The 17,966-nt window shown below is 64.3% G+C and carries 15 protein-coding genes and 10 tRNA genes; 4 read left to right on the top strand and 21 right to left on the bottom strand.

The annotated features are described in order from the left end of the window. Positions 1-134: 134 nt before the first annotated feature. From dnaQ to CR156_RS01680, 3 genes are read right to left on the bottom strand one after another with little or no spacing between them, the layout of a single operon-like run. Positions 135-863 (bottom strand): DNA polymerase III subunit epsilon, encoded by a 729-nt coding sequence (gene dnaQ / locus CR156_RS01690; protein ID WP_025878156.1) that lies wholly within the window; start codon positions 861-863, stop codon positions 135-137. A gap of 4 nt (positions 864-867) precedes the next feature. Continuing rightward, positions 868-1,320, bottom strand: a complete 453-nt coding sequence (gene rnhA / locus CR156_RS01685; protein WP_025878155.1) for a ribonuclease HI — start codon at positions 1,318-1,320, stop codon at positions 868-870. Between the two features lie 12 nt (positions 1,321-1,332). Beyond that, positions 1,333-1,977, bottom strand: a complete 645-nt coding sequence (locus CR156_RS01680; protein WP_100551681.1) for a class I SAM-dependent methyltransferase — start codon at positions 1,975-1,977, stop codon at positions 1,333-1,335. 11 nt (positions 1,978-1,988) lie between these two features. Here CR156_RS01680 and gloB point away from each other — a divergent pair, with 11 nt between their 5' ends. Beyond that, positions 1,989-2,753, top strand: a complete 765-nt coding sequence (gene gloB / locus CR156_RS01675; RefSeq protein ID WP_100551680.1) for a hydroxyacylglutathione hydrolase — start codon at positions 1,989-1,991, stop codon at positions 2,751-2,753. Beyond that, positions 2,750-3,952 (top strand): lytic transglycosylase domain-containing protein, encoded by a 1,203-nt coding sequence (locus CR156_RS01670; protein ID WP_100551679.1) that lies wholly within the window; start codon positions 2,750-2,752, stop codon positions 3,950-3,952. The genes gloB and CR156_RS01670 overlap by 4 nt, the downstream gene beginning before the upstream one ends. A 365-nt stretch (positions 3,953-4,317) precedes the next feature. On the opposite strand, the gene CR156_RS01665 is transcribed toward CR156_RS01670, so the two are convergent. From CR156_RS01665 to CR156_RS01585, 17 genes are all read right to left on the bottom strand, one after another. Beyond that, positions 4,318-6,273 (bottom strand): peptidyl-prolyl cis-trans isomerase, encoded by a 1,956-nt coding sequence (locus CR156_RS01665; protein WP_100551678.1) that lies wholly within the window; start codon positions 6,271-6,273, stop codon positions 4,318-4,320. Positions 6,274-6,457: 184 nt separating this feature from the next. Beyond that, positions 6,458-6,534: transfer RNA gene (locus tag CR156_RS01660), tRNA-Asp, on the bottom strand. Positions 6,535-6,641: 107 nt separating this feature from the next. Continuing rightward, positions 6,642-6,718, bottom strand: a tRNA-Asp gene (locus CR156_RS01655). Between the two features lie 89 nt (positions 6,719-6,807). Next, positions 6,808-6,884 (bottom strand) — tRNA-Asp (locus CR156_RS01650). A 25-nt stretch (positions 6,885-6,909) separates the two neighbouring features. After that, positions 6,910-6,984: transfer RNA gene (locus CR156_RS01645), tRNA-Val, on the bottom strand. 11 nt (positions 6,985-6,995) lie between these two features. Beyond that, on the bottom strand, positions 6,996-7,268 hold the full coding sequence (locus CR156_RS01640; RefSeq protein ID WP_004146343.1) for an HU family DNA-binding protein: 273 nt from the start codon (positions 7,266-7,268) through the stop codon (positions 6,996-6,998). Between the two features lie 218 nt (positions 7,269-7,486). Then, positions 7,487-9,940 carry an endopeptidase La gene (gene lon / locus CR156_RS01635; protein WP_089239112.1) on the bottom strand — a complete coding sequence of 818 codons (2,454 nt, stop codon included), beginning with the start codon at positions 9,938-9,940 and terminating at the stop codon, positions 7,487-7,489. 142 nt (positions 9,941-10,082) lie between these two features. Continuing rightward, the gene (gene clpX, locus CR156_RS01630) at positions 10,083-11,372 is read right to left on the bottom strand and encodes an ATP-dependent Clp protease ATP-binding subunit ClpX (protein ID WP_089239110.1); all 1,290 of its coding nucleotides are present in this window, start codon (positions 11,370-11,372) and stop codon (positions 10,083-10,085) included. 126 nt (positions 11,373-11,498) lie between these two features. After that, entirely contained in the window at positions 11,499-12,125 is a 627-nt protein-coding gene (gene clpP, locus CR156_RS01625) for an ATP-dependent Clp endopeptidase proteolytic subunit ClpP (RefSeq protein ID WP_025878142.1), read from the bottom strand. 76 nt (positions 12,126-12,201) lie between these two features. Beyond that, positions 12,202-13,497, bottom strand: a complete 1,296-nt coding sequence (gene tig, locus CR156_RS01620) for a trigger factor (RefSeq protein WP_100551677.1) — start codon at positions 13,495-13,497, stop codon at positions 12,202-12,204. 191 nt (positions 13,498-13,688) lie between these two features. Further along, positions 13,689-13,773: transfer RNA gene (locus CR156_RS01615), tRNA-Leu, on the bottom strand. A gap of 123 nt (positions 13,774-13,896) precedes the next feature. After that, positions 13,897-14,241, bottom strand: a complete 345-nt coding sequence (locus CR156_RS01610; protein ID WP_133120036.1) for a hypothetical protein — start codon at positions 14,239-14,241, stop codon at positions 13,897-13,899. Positions 14,242-14,697: 456 nt separating this feature from the next. Next, positions 14,698-14,773, bottom strand: a tRNA-Lys gene (locus tag CR156_RS01605). 150 nt (positions 14,774-14,923) lie between these two features. After that, positions 14,924-14,999, bottom strand: a tRNA-Lys gene (locus tag CR156_RS01600). 79 nt (positions 15,000-15,078) lie between these two features. Continuing rightward, a tRNA-His gene (locus CR156_RS01595) sits at positions 15,079-15,155 on the bottom strand. Between the two features lie 173 nt (positions 15,156-15,328). Then, positions 15,329-15,405, bottom strand: a tRNA-Arg gene (locus CR156_RS01590). 38 nt (positions 15,406-15,443) lie between these two features. Further along, positions 15,444-15,520: transfer RNA gene (locus CR156_RS01585), tRNA-Pro, on the bottom strand. Between the two features lie 183 nt (positions 15,521-15,703). On the opposite strand from CR156_RS01585, the gene CR156_RS01580 reads away from it, so the two are divergent. Together CR156_RS01580 and CR156_RS01575 are read left to right on the top strand one after the other, a co-directional pair. Then, positions 15,704-16,462 (top strand): Bax inhibitor-1/YccA family protein, encoded by a 759-nt coding sequence (locus tag CR156_RS01580; protein ID WP_100551675.1) that lies wholly within the window; start codon positions 15,704-15,706, stop codon positions 16,460-16,462. A gap of 95 nt (positions 16,463-16,557) precedes the next feature. After that, positions 16,558-17,190, top strand: a complete 633-nt coding sequence (locus tag CR156_RS01575) for a flavin reductase family protein (protein ID WP_100551674.1) — start codon at positions 16,558-16,560, stop codon at positions 17,188-17,190. Between the two features lie 4 nt (positions 17,191-17,194). On the opposite strand, the gene CR156_RS01570 is transcribed toward CR156_RS01575, so the two are convergent. After that, complete coding sequence (locus CR156_RS01570) at positions 17,195-17,956, bottom strand: sulfite exporter TauE/SafE family protein (protein ID WP_100551673.1); 762 nt, start codon at positions 17,954-17,956, stop codon at positions 17,195-17,197. Positions 17,957-17,966 lie beyond the last annotated feature (10 nt).

Here is a 17,966-nt window from a genome sequence, read left to right as displayed (position 1 = left end):
AACATCACGGTGATCCTGGTGCGCTGCCACTGACCAGCGCCATCCACGCATGGCGTGGATCTACAGTAGAGCCACGCCATGCGTGGCTGCATTTCGCACCTGTCACCCCCGCCATGCGTAGCTGCCGCGGTCGCCTACGCGCTCGCAGCCTCTTCCACCTTCGGGCCGTCCCACAACGCGTGGCCGGCCTTCTTGCGCAGCCGCTCCAGACGCGCCGCATGCGCTTCCTGTTCCGACGGCGTAGCCACCACGCGCGGGCGCGGCAGCAGCTTGGATGCATCGAACGCCTGCAGCGCCGCAGCGCCACCGGCATCATCATCGCCCAGCCCGAAGCCGATCTCCTCCTGGCCCGAGGTCAGTGCGATGTACACATCGCCCAGGATCTGCGCATCCAGCAGACCGCCATGCAGGGCGCGGTGCGAGTTGTCCACGCCCAGCCGCTTGCACAGCGCATCCAGCGAGTTGCGCTGCCCCGGGAAACGCTCGCGCGCCAGCGCCAGGGTATCGATCACCGTGCAGCGATCGGTGATCTTCCCGTACTGCTCGCCGAGCAGGGACAGCTCGTTGTCGAGGAAGCCCAGATCGAACGCGGCGTTGTGGATGATCAGCTCGGCGCCATCGATGAAGGCCAGGAACTCCTCCACGACCTGCGCAAACTCCGGCTTGTCTGCCAGGAATTCCAGGGTCAGGCCGGTGACTTCCTGCGCGCCCTGTTCGAATTCGCAGTCGGGCTTCAGGTACTGGTGATAGGTGTTGCCGGTCGGGCGGCGCTTGAACAACTCGACGCAGCCGATTTCGACGACGCGGTTGCCCTTCTTCCACTCCAGGCCGGTGGTTTCGGTATCAAGGATGATCTGACGCATGGGCTCAGTTTACCGGGCTGCCGTCGCGGATCTGGATCGCGGCGTTGCGGGCCAGGGTATCCACGCGTTCATTGTCCGGGTCGCCGGAGTGTCCTTTCACCCAGCGCCAATCGATCTGGTGCCGCAGCGTGGCGGCCTGCAGGCGCTCCCACAGTTCACGGTTCTTCACCGGATCACCGCCGGCGGTCTTCCAGTTCTTGCGGATCCAGCCCGGCAGCCACTGGGTCAGGCCCTGCCGTACGTACTGCGAATCGGTGTAGAGGACGATCTCGCAGGGCTCGGTCAGCGACTCCAGGCCGGAAATGGCCGCCATCAGCTCCATCCGATTGTTGGTGGTATGCGCTTCACCACCGCTCAGTTCGCGCTCGTGCCCCTTGTAGCGCAGCAGCGCCGCCCAGCCGCCGGGGCCGGGATTGCCGAGGCAGGAACCGTCGGTGTGGATTTCGATGGTTTTCAATACAACTCCAGATCAGGTAGCAACGGTGCCGTGCCAGCGCACGGGCAACGGGGTCGGCCCGGGCAGGGCCAGCGTGCGTTTTTCAGCGTGGAACAGGCAGGCCGCGCGCAGGGGGGCCCAGCCGCCGCGACGGCGGCTGCCGGCCCCCTGCCACATCGGCCCCAGGTAGCGCGTGTCCTCGCATTCCAGCCCATGGCGCTCAAGTAGCTGGCGGATCCGCTGCGGCGTGCGCACCGCCAGCCCGTGCTGGCGCCATCGGGTGCGGAACGGGCTGAACGGATTGAGGCTGGTCAGCCACAGATGGCCGCCGGGCATCAACACGCGTTCGCATTCGTCCAGCAGATGGTCAGCATCACCGACGGTCACATGCTGCAGCACGATGGCGTTGACGCTCTCGTTGGGCAGCGGCAACGGCAGTGCGCAGCGGGTATCGCCGGCGTAACCACTGCCCTGGCGATGCAGGCGCAGGCCGCGCCCGCCCAGCTGCGCATCTGCCAGCCAAGCGGCGCTGGGGGCGATCCACAACCAGGGCCGGGCCGGCAGCAGCGACAGCTGCGGCAGCAGCAGTTGCCGTTCGAGCACGCGCAAGGCCTCCGCCGGTTCGCTGTCGAACCACGGGGCCTGGCTCGCTTGACGGGTGCTCTGCAGCGCGGGCATGGTCCAATTCTATGCGACTGACTGCCCTGCCCGCATTTGCGGACAATTACATCTGGATGCTGATCGCCGACGACGGTGCTGCCGTGGTCGTCGATCCCGGCGACGCTGCGCCGGTACTGGCGCTGGCTGCCCAAGGCGTGCGCGTGGACACCATCCTGCTCACCCATCATCACGACGATCACATCGGTGGCGTGCCGGCGCTGCAGGCGCGTTTCCCTGGCGTGCGCGTGGTCGCACCGGTCGAAGAGCGCATCCCGATGGCCACCGAGCGGGTCGGCGAAGGTGAACGTGTTCAGGCACTGGGCCAGATGTTCCACGTACTATCCGTCCCCGGGCACACCCGCAGCCACATCGCGTTTCACACCGCTGAACAGCTTTTCAGCGGAGATTCGTTGTTCAGCCTGGGCTGTGGACGCCTGTTCGAAGGTACGCCGTCCCAGCTGCTGGCATCGATGCGCAAGCTGGGTGCCCTGCCCGCGCAACTGCTGCTGTGTTGCGCTCACGAGTACACCGTGTCAAATGCCGTCTTCGCGCGGCATGTCGACCCCGCCAACGCTGCCTTGTTGCAGCGCCAAGAGGAGGCTTTGGCCATGCGCCGCGATGACCGTTCCACCCTGCCAGTATCCCTGGCCGATGAAATTGCCTGTAATCCGTTCCTGCGTACCCACACTGCGCCCATCCGCGCGGCCGTGTCGGCGCACCTGGGGCGCGAGGTCGTGGACGACGTCGACGTCATGGCCGGTCTCCGGCACTGGAAAGACGGCTTCCGCGCATGAGTCGCCGAAGTCTGCCGCTGGCCCTGGGCCTTGTCCTGGGGTTGGCCGGAACTGCCGGCGCACAATCGCTGGGCGCCGGCATCAGCCAGAACCTGACCGCCGCCTCGGCCCTGCCGCTGGATCCGTCAACGCTGCCGGCCGCATCGGTCCGCAACGGCCAGGAGATCTTCTCCAGCTTCCGCGACGGCCTGGCCGAACCCACCTGTGACGCCGAGGCCACCAGCCCGCGCTGGCAGAAGCAGTTCGCCCACGCCCCTTCGCGGCTGGCCAACCAGGATGATGACGCGCTGGTGCTGTTCGGCTATGTGGTCGAAGAGCTGCGCAAAGCCAACCTGCCCACCGAATTCGCCCTGATTCCCTTCGTCGAAAGCGGCTACCGGCCCAATGCCCGCAACGGCAGCGGCCCGACCGGCCTGTGGCAGTTCATCGCCACTACCGCACGCAACCATCGCGTGCCGATGAGCAACAACTACGACGGCCGGCTGTCTGCAGTGGAGTCCACCCAGGCCGCCGTGCGCTACCTGAAGACCCTGCATGGCATGTTCGGTGGCGACTGGCGCCTGGCCACCATGGCCTACAACGCCGGCGAGTACCGCGTGCTGCAGTCCATGCGCAAGGCCGGCATGAACGCGCAGAACGCCAAGCCGGCCGGCCTGCCCGGTCTGTCGCCGGTCACCCACGCCTACGTCGAGAAGCTGCATGCCCTGGCCTGCGTGCTGGAAGACGTGGAAGACCAGCCGGGCGTGATGGCCTCGCTGGACCGCACCGTACCGGTGCTGAAGGACCACACCCTGCCGGCAGGCACCAGCGTCCAGCAGTGGGCCGCCCAGCGCGCCCTGGACCCGGCGAAGATCGCCCGCTTGAATCCGGCACTGGCCGCCGGCAACCGCCCGTCGGGCACGGCACGCGTACTGGCCCCGGTCTCAGCGTCCAACGCGAACGTTGCCGACATCGCCAGCACGGCCGTTGCCACCGCACTGGCCAGCACCGCCAGCGCTGCGCCGAGCCCGCAGGTGGCTAAGGTGGTCGCGTCGGCTGCTGATCGCCCGCGCAACCGTCGCCACACCGTGCGCAACGGCGAATCGGCCTGGACCATCGCCCGTCGCTACGGCATGCCGGTGAAGGCACTGTTGTCGCTGAACGGCTTGAGCGGCAGCAGCGTGCTGAAGCCAGGCGCGGTACTGCGCGTCGAAGACTGAGGTCGGCGCGGCGCTGCCGCGCGGTTCACGGCCAACGGCGGAGCCCCTCGCAGGTGCCCGGATCGCTCGTATGCGGCCGGGCAGGCGGGCTGCGCAGGGGCCGCTGCAAGTACATCCCTGTAAGCTCGGTCGCCGCATCCATGCGGCTCACGCCCCTGCGCAGCCCACCTGCCCGGCCGCGGACAAATTCTGGCGGCACCCACGGATTAGAAGATGAAGAGCAGGGGCAGGAGCAGGTCGCTTCGCTTCTGGTAGCGGCCGACCTTGGTCGGCACTCATCGCGCAGGTCACGGTTTGATCGTGGTTGCGACAACAAAAAAAGGCCCGGCAATGCCGGGCCTTTTTCGTTCCTGCTCGCCAGAGGCTTACAGGTTCGCTTCGGTGGTCTGCACCAGGAAGCTCTTGCGCATCGCGTCGATGTACGCCTTGGCAGCAGCCATGCCGTCGATCTGGCTCAGCTGGTCCTTCAGCTGCTTCTGCTGCTCGGCGGTCACTTCCTTGATGTCGCCCGGGTTGACCTTGTTCACCGCGAAGACCAGTGCATGGCCGTTGACGTCGATCTTGCCGTAGCTCGGCTTGCCTTCGGCCGGCACCGGCGCGCTGAAGATCGCGCGGTTGATCTCCGGGGTCGGCACCGGCTGGCTGCGCGGCAGGCCCGGCATCGGGCTCAGCTGCAGCTTCTCGCTGGCAGCCAGCGACTGCAGGGTCGCGCCCGCCTTCAGCTTGGCCAGCAGGGCATCAGCGGCCTTGTCACCGGCCTGGCGCTGACGGTCCGCACGGATCGCGGCGATCACCTGCTCACGCGCCTTGTCCAGCGGCATCGCCTGCTCCGGGGTATGCGCGGCAACACGGATCACCACGCTGTGGTTGCTGCTGCCACCCAGGGCGATCGGATCGCTGGCGGTACCGTCCTGCACCAGGACGTCGGAGAAGGCAGCACGCAGCACGGCCGGATCAGCGGCAATGCCGGTGGCGGTGGTGCGGGTGATCGGGCCCAGCGTCTGCATCGGCAGGCCGACGTCCTTGGCGGCTGCGGCCAGGTCGCTCGGGCTCTTGTTGATGGCATCGACCAGGCGGCCTGCCAGATCATTGAAGCCACGCTCACCGTCGGCCTTCAGCTGCTCGGCTGCCAGGGTGTCACGCACTTCTTCAAACGACTTGCCCTGGCCGCCACGAACCGCAGCGACCTTGATGATGTGGAAGCCGAAGTCGGTCTTGACCGGGCCGATCACTTCACCGGCCTTGGCGCCAAACAGTGCGTCTTCAAACGGCTTGACCATCGCGCCGCGTTCCACCCAACCGAGGTCACCGCCCTGCGCCTTGGAACCGGGATCTTCCGAGTTCGCCTTGGCCAGCGCGGCAAAGTCGGCACCTGCCGCCTTTGCTTCGATAGCCAACTTGGCGGCCTTGGCTTCAGCACCGTCGCCGGTGATCAGGATATGCGCCGCCTGGCGCTGTTCCGGCGTGGTGAACTTGGCCTTCTCGTCTTCATAGCGCTTGCGCAGGGTCGCCTCGTCGGCCGCGGTCGGCGCCGGCAGGTTCGCACCATTGAGCTCGACGTATTCCAGCGACACCGATTCGGCCTGGCGGAAATCCTTGCCATGGCTGTCGTACCACTGCTTGATCTGCGCGTCGGTCACCGGCGCGGTATCAACCGGAACTTCCGGCAGCGCGGCCAGTTCCACATCGCGGGTTTCGCCCAGCAGCTTCAACAGACGCTCGGTCTCGGCCTGGGTGACAAAGCCGGAGTTCTGCAGGCCCGACGGGATCACCGACTGCTGCAGGCTCTCACGTACCAGTTCCTGGAACTGGGTCGGCGTGCGCGGCGGATTGCCACCGGCCAGGGCCAGACGGTAATTGCTCTCGCTGAACTTGCCATCGGCGCCCAGGAAGCCCGGGATGGTGGTGATGTATTCGCGCACAGCGCCGTCGCCAATCACGACACCGGCCTGCTCACCGACCAGGCGCACGACCTGCTCGTCGATCAACTGATCGAGCACGGCCAGCTTGTTCTCGGTGCTTTCGAACGCGCGCGGGTCGAAGTTCTCGCCCTGCTGCTGGCGTTCGCGCATGCGTTCCTGCTCGAAACGGGTGCGGAAATCCTGTGCGCTGATCTCATGGTGCTGCCACATCATGCGCACCGGCCACCAGGACGGTGCCGAGCGCCACCAGGTCGGCGGTGCCGAAACCTTGGCGACGTTCTGTGCGCCGACGCCACCGAGGTAGCTGTTGTCGATGACGAACAGGAACGGAATCATCAGCAGCCCCAGGATCACGGTAACGATCCAGCCTGAGGTCTTGTCGCGGAGTTTCTGCAGCATGGTGAGGAATCACAAGGCTTGATTGGCGAGCCCGGCAGTGTAACCCGCTTCGCGGCGTGGACCAAAAGCAGTGCCGACGGGGCCTGCCGCCATCCTGGCCAGGCGATCGACACGATCGCGCGCATCAAACGATGAAAACGACGCAAAGAAAAAGCCCCCGACTTGCGTCGAGGGCTCTTAGAGTTGGCGGAGCGGACGGGACTCGAACCCGCGACCTCCGGCGTGACAGGCCAGCATTCTAACCAGCTGAACTACCGCTCCGCGCTTGAAACTTTGCAGGCGCTCAGTATATCCGAAGACTTCCTGAAAACCTACCCCGCTGAACACTTTTTTCAAAGTTTTTTCACGAGGATTTAAGAGTTTTGCAATGGCGGAGCGGACGGGACTCGAACCCGCGACCTCCGGCGTGACAGGCCAGCATTCTAACCAGCTGAACTACCGCTCCGTATTGCAGACCTCTTTGTTTTCTCGGCAACCGGGTGGTTGGAGAGAAAACAAGGCCCCCAGCTTTTCGGCCGGGGGCCTCGTTGAAAATGGCGGAGCGGACGGGACTCGAACCCGCGACCTCCGGCGTGACAGGCCAGCATTCTAACCAGCTGAACTACCGCTCCACATTTCAAACTTACCGCGGTGCTGTGGTGGGTGCTGAGGGTTTCGAACCCCCGACCCTCTCCGTGTAAAGGAGACGCTCTACCGCTGAGCTAAGCACCCCAGCGAGCCGCTTAGTTTACAGCATCCTTCAGGGCCTTACCAGCCTTGAACGACGGATTCTTCGAAGCAGCGATCTTGATGGTGTCGCCGGTCTTCGGGTTGCGGCCGGTGCGGGCAGCACGGTCGCGGACCTGGAAGGTACCGAAGCCAACCAGGGTGACCGCATCGCCGTCCTTCAGCGCCTTGGTGACGGCAGCAACGACGGCATCGACAGCGCGGCTGGACTCGGCCTTGGTCAGGTCGGCAGCTTCAGCAACGGCATCGATCAATTCGGTCTTGTTCATTCTTTACAACTCCTTTGGCGGTGGGTTCCGCGTATTCGACAGGGAAGCAACCGCACGACGTCTGCATGCGGTTGCCATGTGGAAACGGTTCGCCGAATTCAGTGAGCGCTGACTGCGATCACTCATTCGCGAGTGCTGCTTTTATACCAGCGGCCCTACCCCCACGCAAGCTGGAAAGCCAGCAACGACGCGGGTTTCAAGCATTTCGACAGGACGCATCAATGCTTGACGCGCGCGTTTCCACTCGGTTTGGCCTTGCTGCGCACCGTGACGCGCTGCGCACTCTTGCGCGTCTTCTTGGGTGCCAGCGGACGTTCCAGCGCCAGATCGAGCACTTCATCGATGTACTTCACCGGCACGATCTCCAGATCGCGGGTGACGTTGGCTGGAATGTCGGCAAGATCCTTGCGGTTCTCATCAGGGATGATCACCGTGCGGATTCCGCCGCGCAGGGCAGCCAGCAACTTCTCCTTCAGGCCGCCGATCGCAGTGACGCGACCACGCAGGGTGATTTCGCCGGTCATCGCCACATCGGCGCGCACAGCCACCTTGGTCAGCATCGACACCAGCGAGGTCACCATTGCCGCACCGGCGCTGGGGCCATCCTTCGGTGTCGCACCATCGGGCACATGCAGATGCACGTCGTGCTTCTGCAGGAAGTCCGCATCGATGCCGAAGCGTTCGGCACGCGAACGCACCACCGACAACGCCGCCGACGCCGATTCCTTCATCACGTTGCCGAGCTGGCCGGTCAGGATCAGCTGGCCCTTGCCCGGTACCAGCGTCGATTCGATCTGCAGCAGATCGCCACCGACTTCGGTCCACGCCAGGCCGGTGACCAGGCCGATCTCGTTCTCTTCTTCGGCACGGCCGAAGTCGAAGCGACGCACGCCCAGGTACTTGTCCAGGTTCTTGCTCGACACGCTCACCAGCGCCTTGGACTTGCGCGCGCCCTTCTTCGCCTTCGCCACCGGCTGCGGTCCACCCAGCGCGATCTCCTTCACCACCTTGCGGCAGATCTTGGCGATTTCGCGTTCCAGGTTGCGCACGCCGGATTCGCGCGTGTAGTAGCGCACGATGTCCTGGATCGCATCGCTGCCGATCTCCAGCTCTTCCGGCTTCAGGCCATTGGCCTTGATCTGCTTGGGAGCCAGGTAACGGGTGGCGATGTTGAGCTTCTCATCCTCGGTGTAACCGGGGATGCGGATCACTTCCATGCGGTCCAGCAGCGGACCCGGAATGTTGAGCGAGTTCGAGGTGGCCACGAACATCACTTCGGACAGGTCCAGGTCCACTTCCAGGTAGTGGTCGTTGAATGCGTTGTTCTGCTCGGGGTCGAGCACTTCCAGCAGCGCCGAAGACGGATCGCCGCGGAAGTCCATCGACATCTTGTCGATCTCGTCCAGCACGAACAGCGGGTTCTTGCTGCCGACCTTGTTGAGGTTCTGCACGATGCGGCCCGGCATCGAACCGACATAGGTACGACGGTGGCCACGGATCTCGGCTTCGTCGCGCACGCCGCCCAGCGACATGCGCACGAACTTGCGGTTGGTGGCCTTGGCGATGGACTGGCCCAGCGAGGTCTTGCCCACGCCCGGCGGTCCGACCAGGCACAGGATCGGGCCCTTCATCTGCTTCACACGCGACTGCACCGCCAGGTATTCAAGGATGCGTTCCTTGACCTTCTCCAGGCCGTAGTGATCGGCATCGAGGGTGTCCTGCGCGGCCTTGAGGTCCTTGCGCACCTTGCTGCGCTTCTTCCACGGCACGCCCAGCAACCACTCCAGGTAGTTGCGCACGACCGCTGCTTCGGCGGACATCGGCGACATCTGCTTGAGCTTGTTGAGCTCGTTGCGCGCCTTGGTTTCCACCGGCTTGGGCATGCCCGCTTCGGCAATCTTGCGCGCCAGCTCTTCCAGTTCGCCCGGCGCGTCGTCAAGGTCGCCCAGCTCCTTCTGGATGGCCTTCATCTGTTCGTTGAGGTAGTACTCGCGCTGGCTCTTTTCCATCTGCGACTTCACGCGGCCGCGGATGCGCTTTTCCATCTGCTGCACGTCGATCTCGCCGTCGACCAGACCGACCAGCATCTCCAGGCGTTCGCCCACGGCCAGCGTTTCCAGCAGGCGCTGCTTGTCCGACAACCGCACGCTGATATGCGCGGCGATGGTGTCGGCCAGGCGGGTCGGCTCATCGATGCCGGCCAGGGTCTGCAGCAGCTCCGGCGGCAGCTTGCGGTTGGTCTTGACGTACTGCTCGAACAGCGACATCAGCGAGCGGGCGATGGCCTCGATCTCGCGCGGCTCGCGTGCATCGGTGGCGTCGATTTCGACGGCCTGGCCGTGCAGCGATCCATCGCGCTCGCTGACGCTGGTCACCTGCACGCGTGACAGGCCTTCGACCAGCACCTTGATGGTGCCGTCGGGCAGCTTCAGCAGCTGCAGCACCTGCGCCAGGGTGCCGACCTGGTAGAGGTCGGCGGCCTGCGGGTCATCGGTCTCGGCCGACTTCTGCGCCAGCAGCAGGATGCGCTTGTCCGCTTCCATTGCCTGTTCCAGCGCATGCATGGACTTGTCGCGGCCGACGAACAGCGGGATGACCATGTGCGGGAATACCACTACGTCGCGCAGCGGCAGGACCGGCAGGTCGAGGGTCTCACTTGGGGAACGGGCCATGGGGGCTCCAGGGAAGGGGAAAACCGTCTCCGGGAGGGCATCTTCCGGAGACAAAAAAAGCCGATGGCCCCGTTATGGGGCCATCGGCTTTCAGATGCAAGACGTTCCGAGAAAATTCTTTCTATTCAACAAGTTGAAAGAATCATTCAGCGCCAGCGGCCTTCTGTTCAGGGGCCGGCGGGGTCTGGTAGATCAGGTACGGCTCGGACTTGTGCTCGATCACCGATTCATCCACGACAACCTTGCTGACGTTTTCCTGCGACGGCAGGTCGTACATGGTGTCCAGCAGGACCGATTCGACGATGGTACGCAGGCCACGGGCACCGGTCTTGCGCTTGAGCGCCTTCTTGGCGATGGCCGACAACGCGTCCGGACGGAACTCCAGTTCGACGTTTTCCATCTCGAACAGTTTCTTGAACTGCTTGGTGATGGCGTTCTTCGGCTCGGTCAGGATGCGGATCAGGGCCGGCTCGTCCAGCTCCTCCAGGGTCGCGACCACCGGCAAGCGGCCCACGAACTCGGGAATCAGGCCGAACTTGATCAGGTCTTCCGGCTCGACTTCGGCCAGCACCTTGCCCACTTCCTGCTTGCGCTCGCTGCTCTTCACCTTGGCACCGAAGCCAATGCCGCCGGAGTCGTTGGAACGCTGCTGGATCACCTTGTCCAGACCAGCGAACGCGCCGCCGCAGATGAACAGGATGTTCTTGGTGTCCACCTGCAGGAATTCCTGCTGCGGGTGCTTGCGGCCACCCTGCGGCGGAACGCTGGCCACGGTGCCTTCGATCAGCTTCAACAGGGCCTGCTGCACGCCTTCGCCGGACACATCGCGGGTGATCGACGGGTTCTCGCTCTTGCGCGAGATCTTGTCGATTTCATCGATGTAGACGATGCCCTGCTGTGCCTTCTCGACGTCGTAGTCGCACTTCTGCAGCAGCTTCTGGATGATGTTCTCCACGTCCTCGCCCACGTAACCGGCTTCGGTCAGCGTGGTGGCGTCGGCCATGGTGAACGGCACGTTGAGCAGGCGGGCCAGGGTCTCGGCCAGCAGGGTCTTGCCCGAACCGGTCGGACCGACCAGCAGGATGTTCGACTTCGCCAGCTCGACTTCGTCGTTCTTCTGGCGGCTCTCGATGCGCTTGTAGTGGTTGTACACGGCCACGGCCAACGTCCGCTTCGCGCGGTTCTGGCCGATCACGTACTGGTCGAGCACCTCGAGGATCTCGCGCGGCTTGGGCAGCGAACTGCGTGCCGACTGCGCCTTTTCCTCAAGCTCTTCACGGATGATGTCGTTGCACAGCTCCACGCACTCATCACAGATGAACACGCTCGGACCGGCAATCAGCTTGCGCACTTCATGCTGGCTCTTGCCGCAGAAAGAGCAGTAGAGGATCTTGCCGGTGTCCGTGGAACGACCTTGGCGGTCTTCGCTCATGCTTCGCTTACCCAGTTACGCCACCCGCTGAACGGGGGTTCGATTCGAGAATAACACAGGGCCGGAGGGACATCAGTCCACCCGACCCTGCAGGAACGGGGCCTGCCATGGCCCCGTGAGTGCCGGTCAGCCGGCCTGGATCGACTCTTCCGGACGACGCTCCAGGACCTGGTCGACCAGGCCGTAGGCGACCGCATCGACCGCGCTCTTGAAGTTGTCGCGCTCGGTATCACGCGCGATGGTCTCCAGCGACTGCCCGGTGTGCTTGGCCAGCACTTCGTTCAGGCGCGCACGCAGGGTCAGGATCTCGCGAGCGTGGATGTCGATGTCGGTGGCCTGGCCCTGGAAGCCGCCCAGCGGCTGGTGGATCATCACCCGCGAGTTCGGCAGCGCATAGCGCTTGCCCGCCGCACCGGAAGCCAGCAGCAGCGCGCCCATCGAGGCGGCCTGGCCGACGCAGATGGTGCTCACGTCCGGCTTGATGTACTGCATGGTGTCGTAGATCGCCATACCGGCGGTGACCACGCCACCCGGCGAGTTGATGTAGATGCTGATGTCCTTTTCCGGGTTTTCCGCTTCCAGGAACAGCAGCTGCGCCACCACCACGTTGGCCATGTGATCGTCGATCGGGCCAACCAGGAAGATCAGGCGCTCCTTCAACAGGCGCGAATAGATGTCGTAGGCACGCTCGCCGCGGCTGGTCTGCTCGACCACCATGGGAACCATGTTCAGGGCTTTGGTTCGGTTGTCCATTTCGTGAGGTACCTATCTTGGGGGGAAACAACCCCGCGCCAGGGCTGGCGCGGGGTATCCGGCAATCCGCCAGGGATTACTGGCGGATCGCGTCCTGGAACGACAGCTTTTCTTCAGTGTGCTGGGCGCGCTCGGCGATCCAGTCGATCACCTGCTCTTCCATCACGCGGTTCTGCAGGCCAGACATCAGCTGGGGGTCGTTGCGGTACATCTCAATGACCTGCTCCGGCTCTTCGTAGGTCGAGGCGATCAGACGCATCGTTTCATTCAGACGCTTCGGCTCCAGGCGCAGGTCATTGCTGCGGGCCACTTCGCCGACCACCAGGCCGACCAGCACGCGCTTGGCAGCAGCGTCCTTGAAGCCTTCGTGGGCGTCGGCCGGGATCTCGCCCGGGTTGCGGCCGCTGCGGCGGATCTGCTCGACCTGCTGGGCCAGCATGGCGCGGGCTTCGTTCTCGACCAGGCGCGGCGGCATTTCCACCGAAGCGTAGGCCGCGATCAGCTGCTCGCCGACTTCACGACGCAGGCGGTTCATCAGCGCGCCCTTCAGCTCGCGCTCGAGGTTCGCACGGATGTCGCTGCGGAACTGCTCGACGTCGCCGCCCTTCACGCCGAAGCTCTTGATGAAGGCTTCATCGACCGCCGGCACGACCGGCTCGGAGATGTCGGTGACCTTGACGGTGACCTGCACGGTCTTGCCCGCCAGCGCCGGCACGCGCCAGTCAGCCGGGAACTCGACGTCCAGGGTCTTCTCTTCGTCCTTGGTCATGCCGACCAGGCCCTGCTCGATGGTCTCGAACATCATGCCCTGACCGAGCACGATGCTGCCCTTCTCGGTGCCTTCCGCCGGCAGGCGCTCGTCACCGGCCTGCGACCAGGTTTCCAGTGCGACCAGGTCGCCGTCCTGCGCGGCACGGGTGACCGGCGACCAGCTGCGACGCTGGGTCTGCAGGTTCTCGATCATCTGGTCGATGTCGGCATCGGTGATCTCGGCGGTGTGGCGCACGACGGTCAGCTTGCTGACGTCGATGTCACCGAAGTCCGGCACCACTTCGACGGTGGCCACGAAGGAGAACTCGCCCTCGTCACCCTTGTCGATGCGCGGGCTGCCGACGATGCGCAGGTCGTGCTCGCGCACGGCGGCGTCGAAGGTTTCGCGCAGCAGGCCGTCCAGCGCCTCGCCACGGACCTGCGCGCCGAAGCGCTGCTCGATCACCTTGGCCGGCACTTTGCCCGGACGGAAACCCTTGATGCGGGTGGTGCGGGCGATTTCGCCCAGGCGGCCGTTGATGTGGCTCTGCAGACGGTCTTCCGGCAGCGAGAAGCTCAGGCGGCGTTCCAGGTTGCCGATGGTTTCGATCGAAGCTTGCATGTTGACTCCTGCCACCGGTGGCGCCCTGGCCCCCGGCTCGATGATGGATGAAACGGTTGTAAGGACACGACGTCGATGACGCGCCTGCTTGCCGCAGCCCTTTAGTTTCGCCCAATTCGGGCGGCGCCGCCAGCATGGCGGGGCGCAGGGGTTGACGCGGAATGCCCGACTGGGCGTGGGACGGGCCGGCCTGGTGCGAAAGGGGGGACTCGAACCCCCACGCCTTGCGGCACTGGAACCTAAATCCAGGGCGTCTACCAATTCCGCCACTTTCGCGTGGCCGGCTCAGGCGTTCATTGTTGCAGGCGGGGGCGGAAAGCGGAAGGCTTCCACAAAACTGAATACGCCATTTGATGGAGAAAGCGGCCCGGGCGGCGGGTGCCGAGCCGGGCCACCGGATCAATGCGCGGGCTGTACCTGCCCCGACGCCGCACCGTCGCTGCCCACCGCAGCATCGCGCTGGCGGGCCTCAAGCGTCGCGCCGTCTTCAGAGCGCTTCATTTCAACCGTCTCCGCAGGTCCCCCCTCCCCCATTGCCTGGGCCGGACGCATTGCCATCGCCGTGTCGACCGGTTGCGCGGGCACATGCTCGACATCCGCAGCGCGCTCCACCGTCTGCGCGTGATCCTGCGCTGCCCCGGCAGTGGCGGCGTCGTCCGCCCTGCAACCTGACAGCACGATCACCGCCAAGCCGGACAGCATCAGACCCACAGTCCTGTTAATAGCCATCAAAGCATTCCTCATGCATGCGCCTTCGGCGCGGAACACCCATTGGGAGCGATGCCGATGGCAACCGGTGAGAAGCAGCTCACAGCATTGAACATGCCGATGACGCATTTGACGCTGTTTTCAGCCGTGCTTCAGTAGATCCACGCCATGCGTGGATTGCGCGCTTCGTACAGCCTTCATCCACGCAGGGCGCGGACCTACCAATGCTGTCGAAGGCAAGAAAAAAGCCACTTGGCGGACCAAGTGGCTTTCGTCTGGTGGGCTGTCAAGGATTCGAACCTTGGGGACGCGGCTGCGCATTCGCGCTGCCGCCCCACGCGCTGCTGCGCATCGCGCGGGCCCCTCTCACCAACACCCACATCCCCCGGCTTCGCCGCGCCCCCTTGACTCAAGGGGGCTATCCTCCAGCCGGCTCCACGCCAGCGGAAACATAAAGAAAAAAGCCACTTGGCGGACCAAGTGGCTTTCGTCTGGTGGGCTGTCAAGGATTCGAACCTTGGACCTATTGATTAAGAGTCAACTGCTCTACCAACTGAGCTAACAGCCCGAAATCGGGGGGCAAATTATGACCCGATCCGCGAGGGCGTTGCAAGTACTTTCTTCAACCTGGTTGAAACAAGCACTGCAACCGGCGATCCATCGCGAAGGGTTACATCTGAAGAAAAAAGCCACCGGGCGGACCCGATGGCTTCTGTCTTGGTGGGCTGTCAAGGATTCGAACCTTGGACCTATTGATTAAGAGTCAACTGCTCTACCAACTGAGCTAACAGCCCTTGAAACTCAGACGCACATTGTAGCGTGCACTCTGTTTATTGCAATACCGTTTCGGCGCTGCCGACGCGGTTGAATCAGTGGGGTGGCTGAGGGGATTCGAACCCCCGACCACCGGAATCACAATCCGGTACTCTAACCAACTGAGCTACAGCCACCACTGAAACTTTCGCTTCACCGTCGATACTGCCGACGTTGACGCTTGATACGTTGCCCGAGGACTGTCACCGAAGTTCCGGTCCGCCGAAGCGAGTCCGACATTCTGGTGGAGTCGCCAGGGTTTTGCAAGCACTTCTTCACATCCGCCAGCTACGTTCCGGTGCCGCACCAATGGCGCGCCCGACAGGAATCGAACCTGTAACCGCCGGCTTAGAAGGCCGGTGCTCTATCCAGTTGAGCTACGGGCGCCCGAACCGGAACGGCGTCCAATCCGACGTGACGTGGACTGGTCGGGGTAGAGGGATTCGAACCCCCGACATCCTGCTCCCAAAGCAGGCGCGCTACCAGACTGCGCTATACCCCGGTGTTGCAATCCCCTCGGGCGTGGACCCGGGGAGCTGACCATTGTGGCCAAGCGTCGTGCGAACTGTCAACGCGCAATCCCTGCCCCACCCCGCCATGACCACAGCTTACGCGGCCATCGGCTATGCTCGCAGCCATCGGCCGGATGGCCGAATCGCCCCCCCTTTTCGCACGGAGACCTCGCATGCGCAGCGGCAACCCGGCTCTTTCCGAGTCGACCTTCCTCGATCTGGCCAGTGGCTCGGTGGTGACCAGCCCCGACCAGGCCATGACCATCAACGGCACCGTCAACAAGACCGGCCTCCTGCTGCTGTTGACCGTGCTGACCGCCGCCTTCGCCTGGAACCAGAGCGTGGACGACTATGGCCAGGTGATGGCCGGCGCCAAGCTGTACGCCATGGGCGGCGCGATCGGCGGCCTGGTGCTGGCCCTGATCACCATCTTCAAGAAGGAGTGGTCGCCGGTCACCGCGCCGATGTATGCGCTGATCGAAGGCCTGTTCCTGGGTGCGATTTCCGCGCTGTTCGAACTGCGCTTCCCGGGTATCGTTTTCCAGGCTGTGCTGCTGACCTTCGGCACCCTGTTCGCATTGCTGATTGCCTACCGCAGCGGCGTGATCAAGGCCACCGAGAACTTCAAGCTCGGCGTGGTCGCTGCCACAGGCGGCATCGCCCTGCTGTACCTGGCTTCGTTCGTGTTGTCGTTCTTCAACATCCAGGTGCCGCTGATCCATTCCTCAAGCGGCTGGGGCATCGCCTTCAGCCTGTTCGTGGTGGTGGTTGCTGCGCTGAACCTTGTGCTGGACTTCGATTTCATCGAAACCGGCGCAGCCCAGCGCGCACCGAAGTACATGGAATGGTATGGCGCATTCGGCCTGATGGTGACCCTGGTCTGGCTGTATGTGGAGTTCCTGCGCCTGCTGTCGAAGATCCAGCAACGCTGATCCTGGTCATGCCGTAAACGACAAGGCCGCGATCCGTCGGGATCGCGGCCTTTTTTGTAGCGTCGAGCACGCTCGACTCCCCCGGAAACACACCCATGGCAGACACCCTCCCTCCCCGCTTCCACAGCTATCGCCCGGCCGACGGCCATCGCCTGCCACATGATCCGTTCAACGCCATCATCGGCCCGCGCCCCATTGGCTGGATCTCCAGTCGTGACGCCGACAGCAATGTGAACCTGGCGCCCTACAGCTTCTTCAACGCCTTCAACTACACGCCGCCGATCATTGGTTTCAGCAGCCAGGGGCGCAAGGATTCGCTGCGCAACATCGAAGCCACCGGCGAGTTTGTCTGGAACCTCGCCACATTCGATCTGGCCCAGGCAATGAACGAAAGCTGCCGCGCAGTCGCGCCCGAAGTGGACGAGTTCGCATTGGCGGGGCTGACACCACTGCCATCGGAGCAGGTTGCACCGCCGCGCGTGGCGCAGAGCCCGGTAAGCATGGAGTGCCGCTGCACGCAGATCGTGCGCCTGCGTGATGCGGCCGGTAACGACACCAATGGCTGGCTGGTACTGGGAGAAGTGGTCGCCGTGCATATCGATACGCGGTTGCTCGTCGACGGCATCTACGACACTGCAGCAAGCGACACCATCCTGCGCGGCGGCGGACCGGCCGACTATTTCCGGATCACTGCCGAGCAACGCTTCCGCATGCTGCGGCCCGCCTGAGGCCTCATCCCGCCGCCCCACGGGACAGCAGCAACGGCAACGACGAGGCCAGCATGGCAACGCCGGAGGCCGTCAACAGCCCCAGCACGATCTGCCGGAAACGCGCTTCACTGATACCGACATACAGCCTCGCCCCCAGCAGCGTTGGCACCAGCATCGCCGGCGCGACGATGGCGAAGTACGGCAGCATCTGCCGGGTGACCATGCCGGTACCGACATAGGTGGCCATGGTCACCGCCAGCATCGCCAGGTTGAAGTTCTGGATGACCGCGCGCTGCTCGTCCTTGCCGAAGCCACGCAGCGTGCTCCACAGCGTCGGCACCGGCCCGGCGAAGCCGCCGATGCCACTGAGCACGCCGCCAGCCATGCCGGCCAATGCGTCGCCAACCCGACCACCCACGGTGACCGGTGGCAACGAACGCGCCATCAGCATCACCGGGCACCACAGCGCGAGGAATCCTCCCAGCAGCGCCTTGAACCAGACCATGTCCAGCTGTGGCAGCACCAGCACGCCCAGCGGAATGCCCGCCAACCCGCCGAGCACGAACGGCAGCAGCAGGCGCAGGTTGAAGCCACGGCGCACGGTGAACACCGCCAGCAACTGGCCGACCAGCGCGCCGAACACCGACAGCGTCGCCGCAAGCCGGGGATCCAGCCCCCACGCCCAGAACGACATCGCGACCATGCCGAACGCGAAACCCGACAGGCCCTGTACGAACCCCGCGACGATCGCACCCAGCGCGACCAGCAGATACACCGACTCCATCCCCACTCCT

The sequence above is a fragment of the Stenotrophomonas lactitubi genome (assembly GCF_002803515.1).
In the GTDB taxonomy this organism is placed as follows: Bacteria; Pseudomonadota; Gammaproteobacteria; order Xanthomonadales; family Xanthomonadaceae; genus Stenotrophomonas; species Stenotrophomonas lactitubi.
Note: the sequence above shows the minus strand (reverse complement) of the source record. Positions and strands in the feature narration are given on the sequence as shown.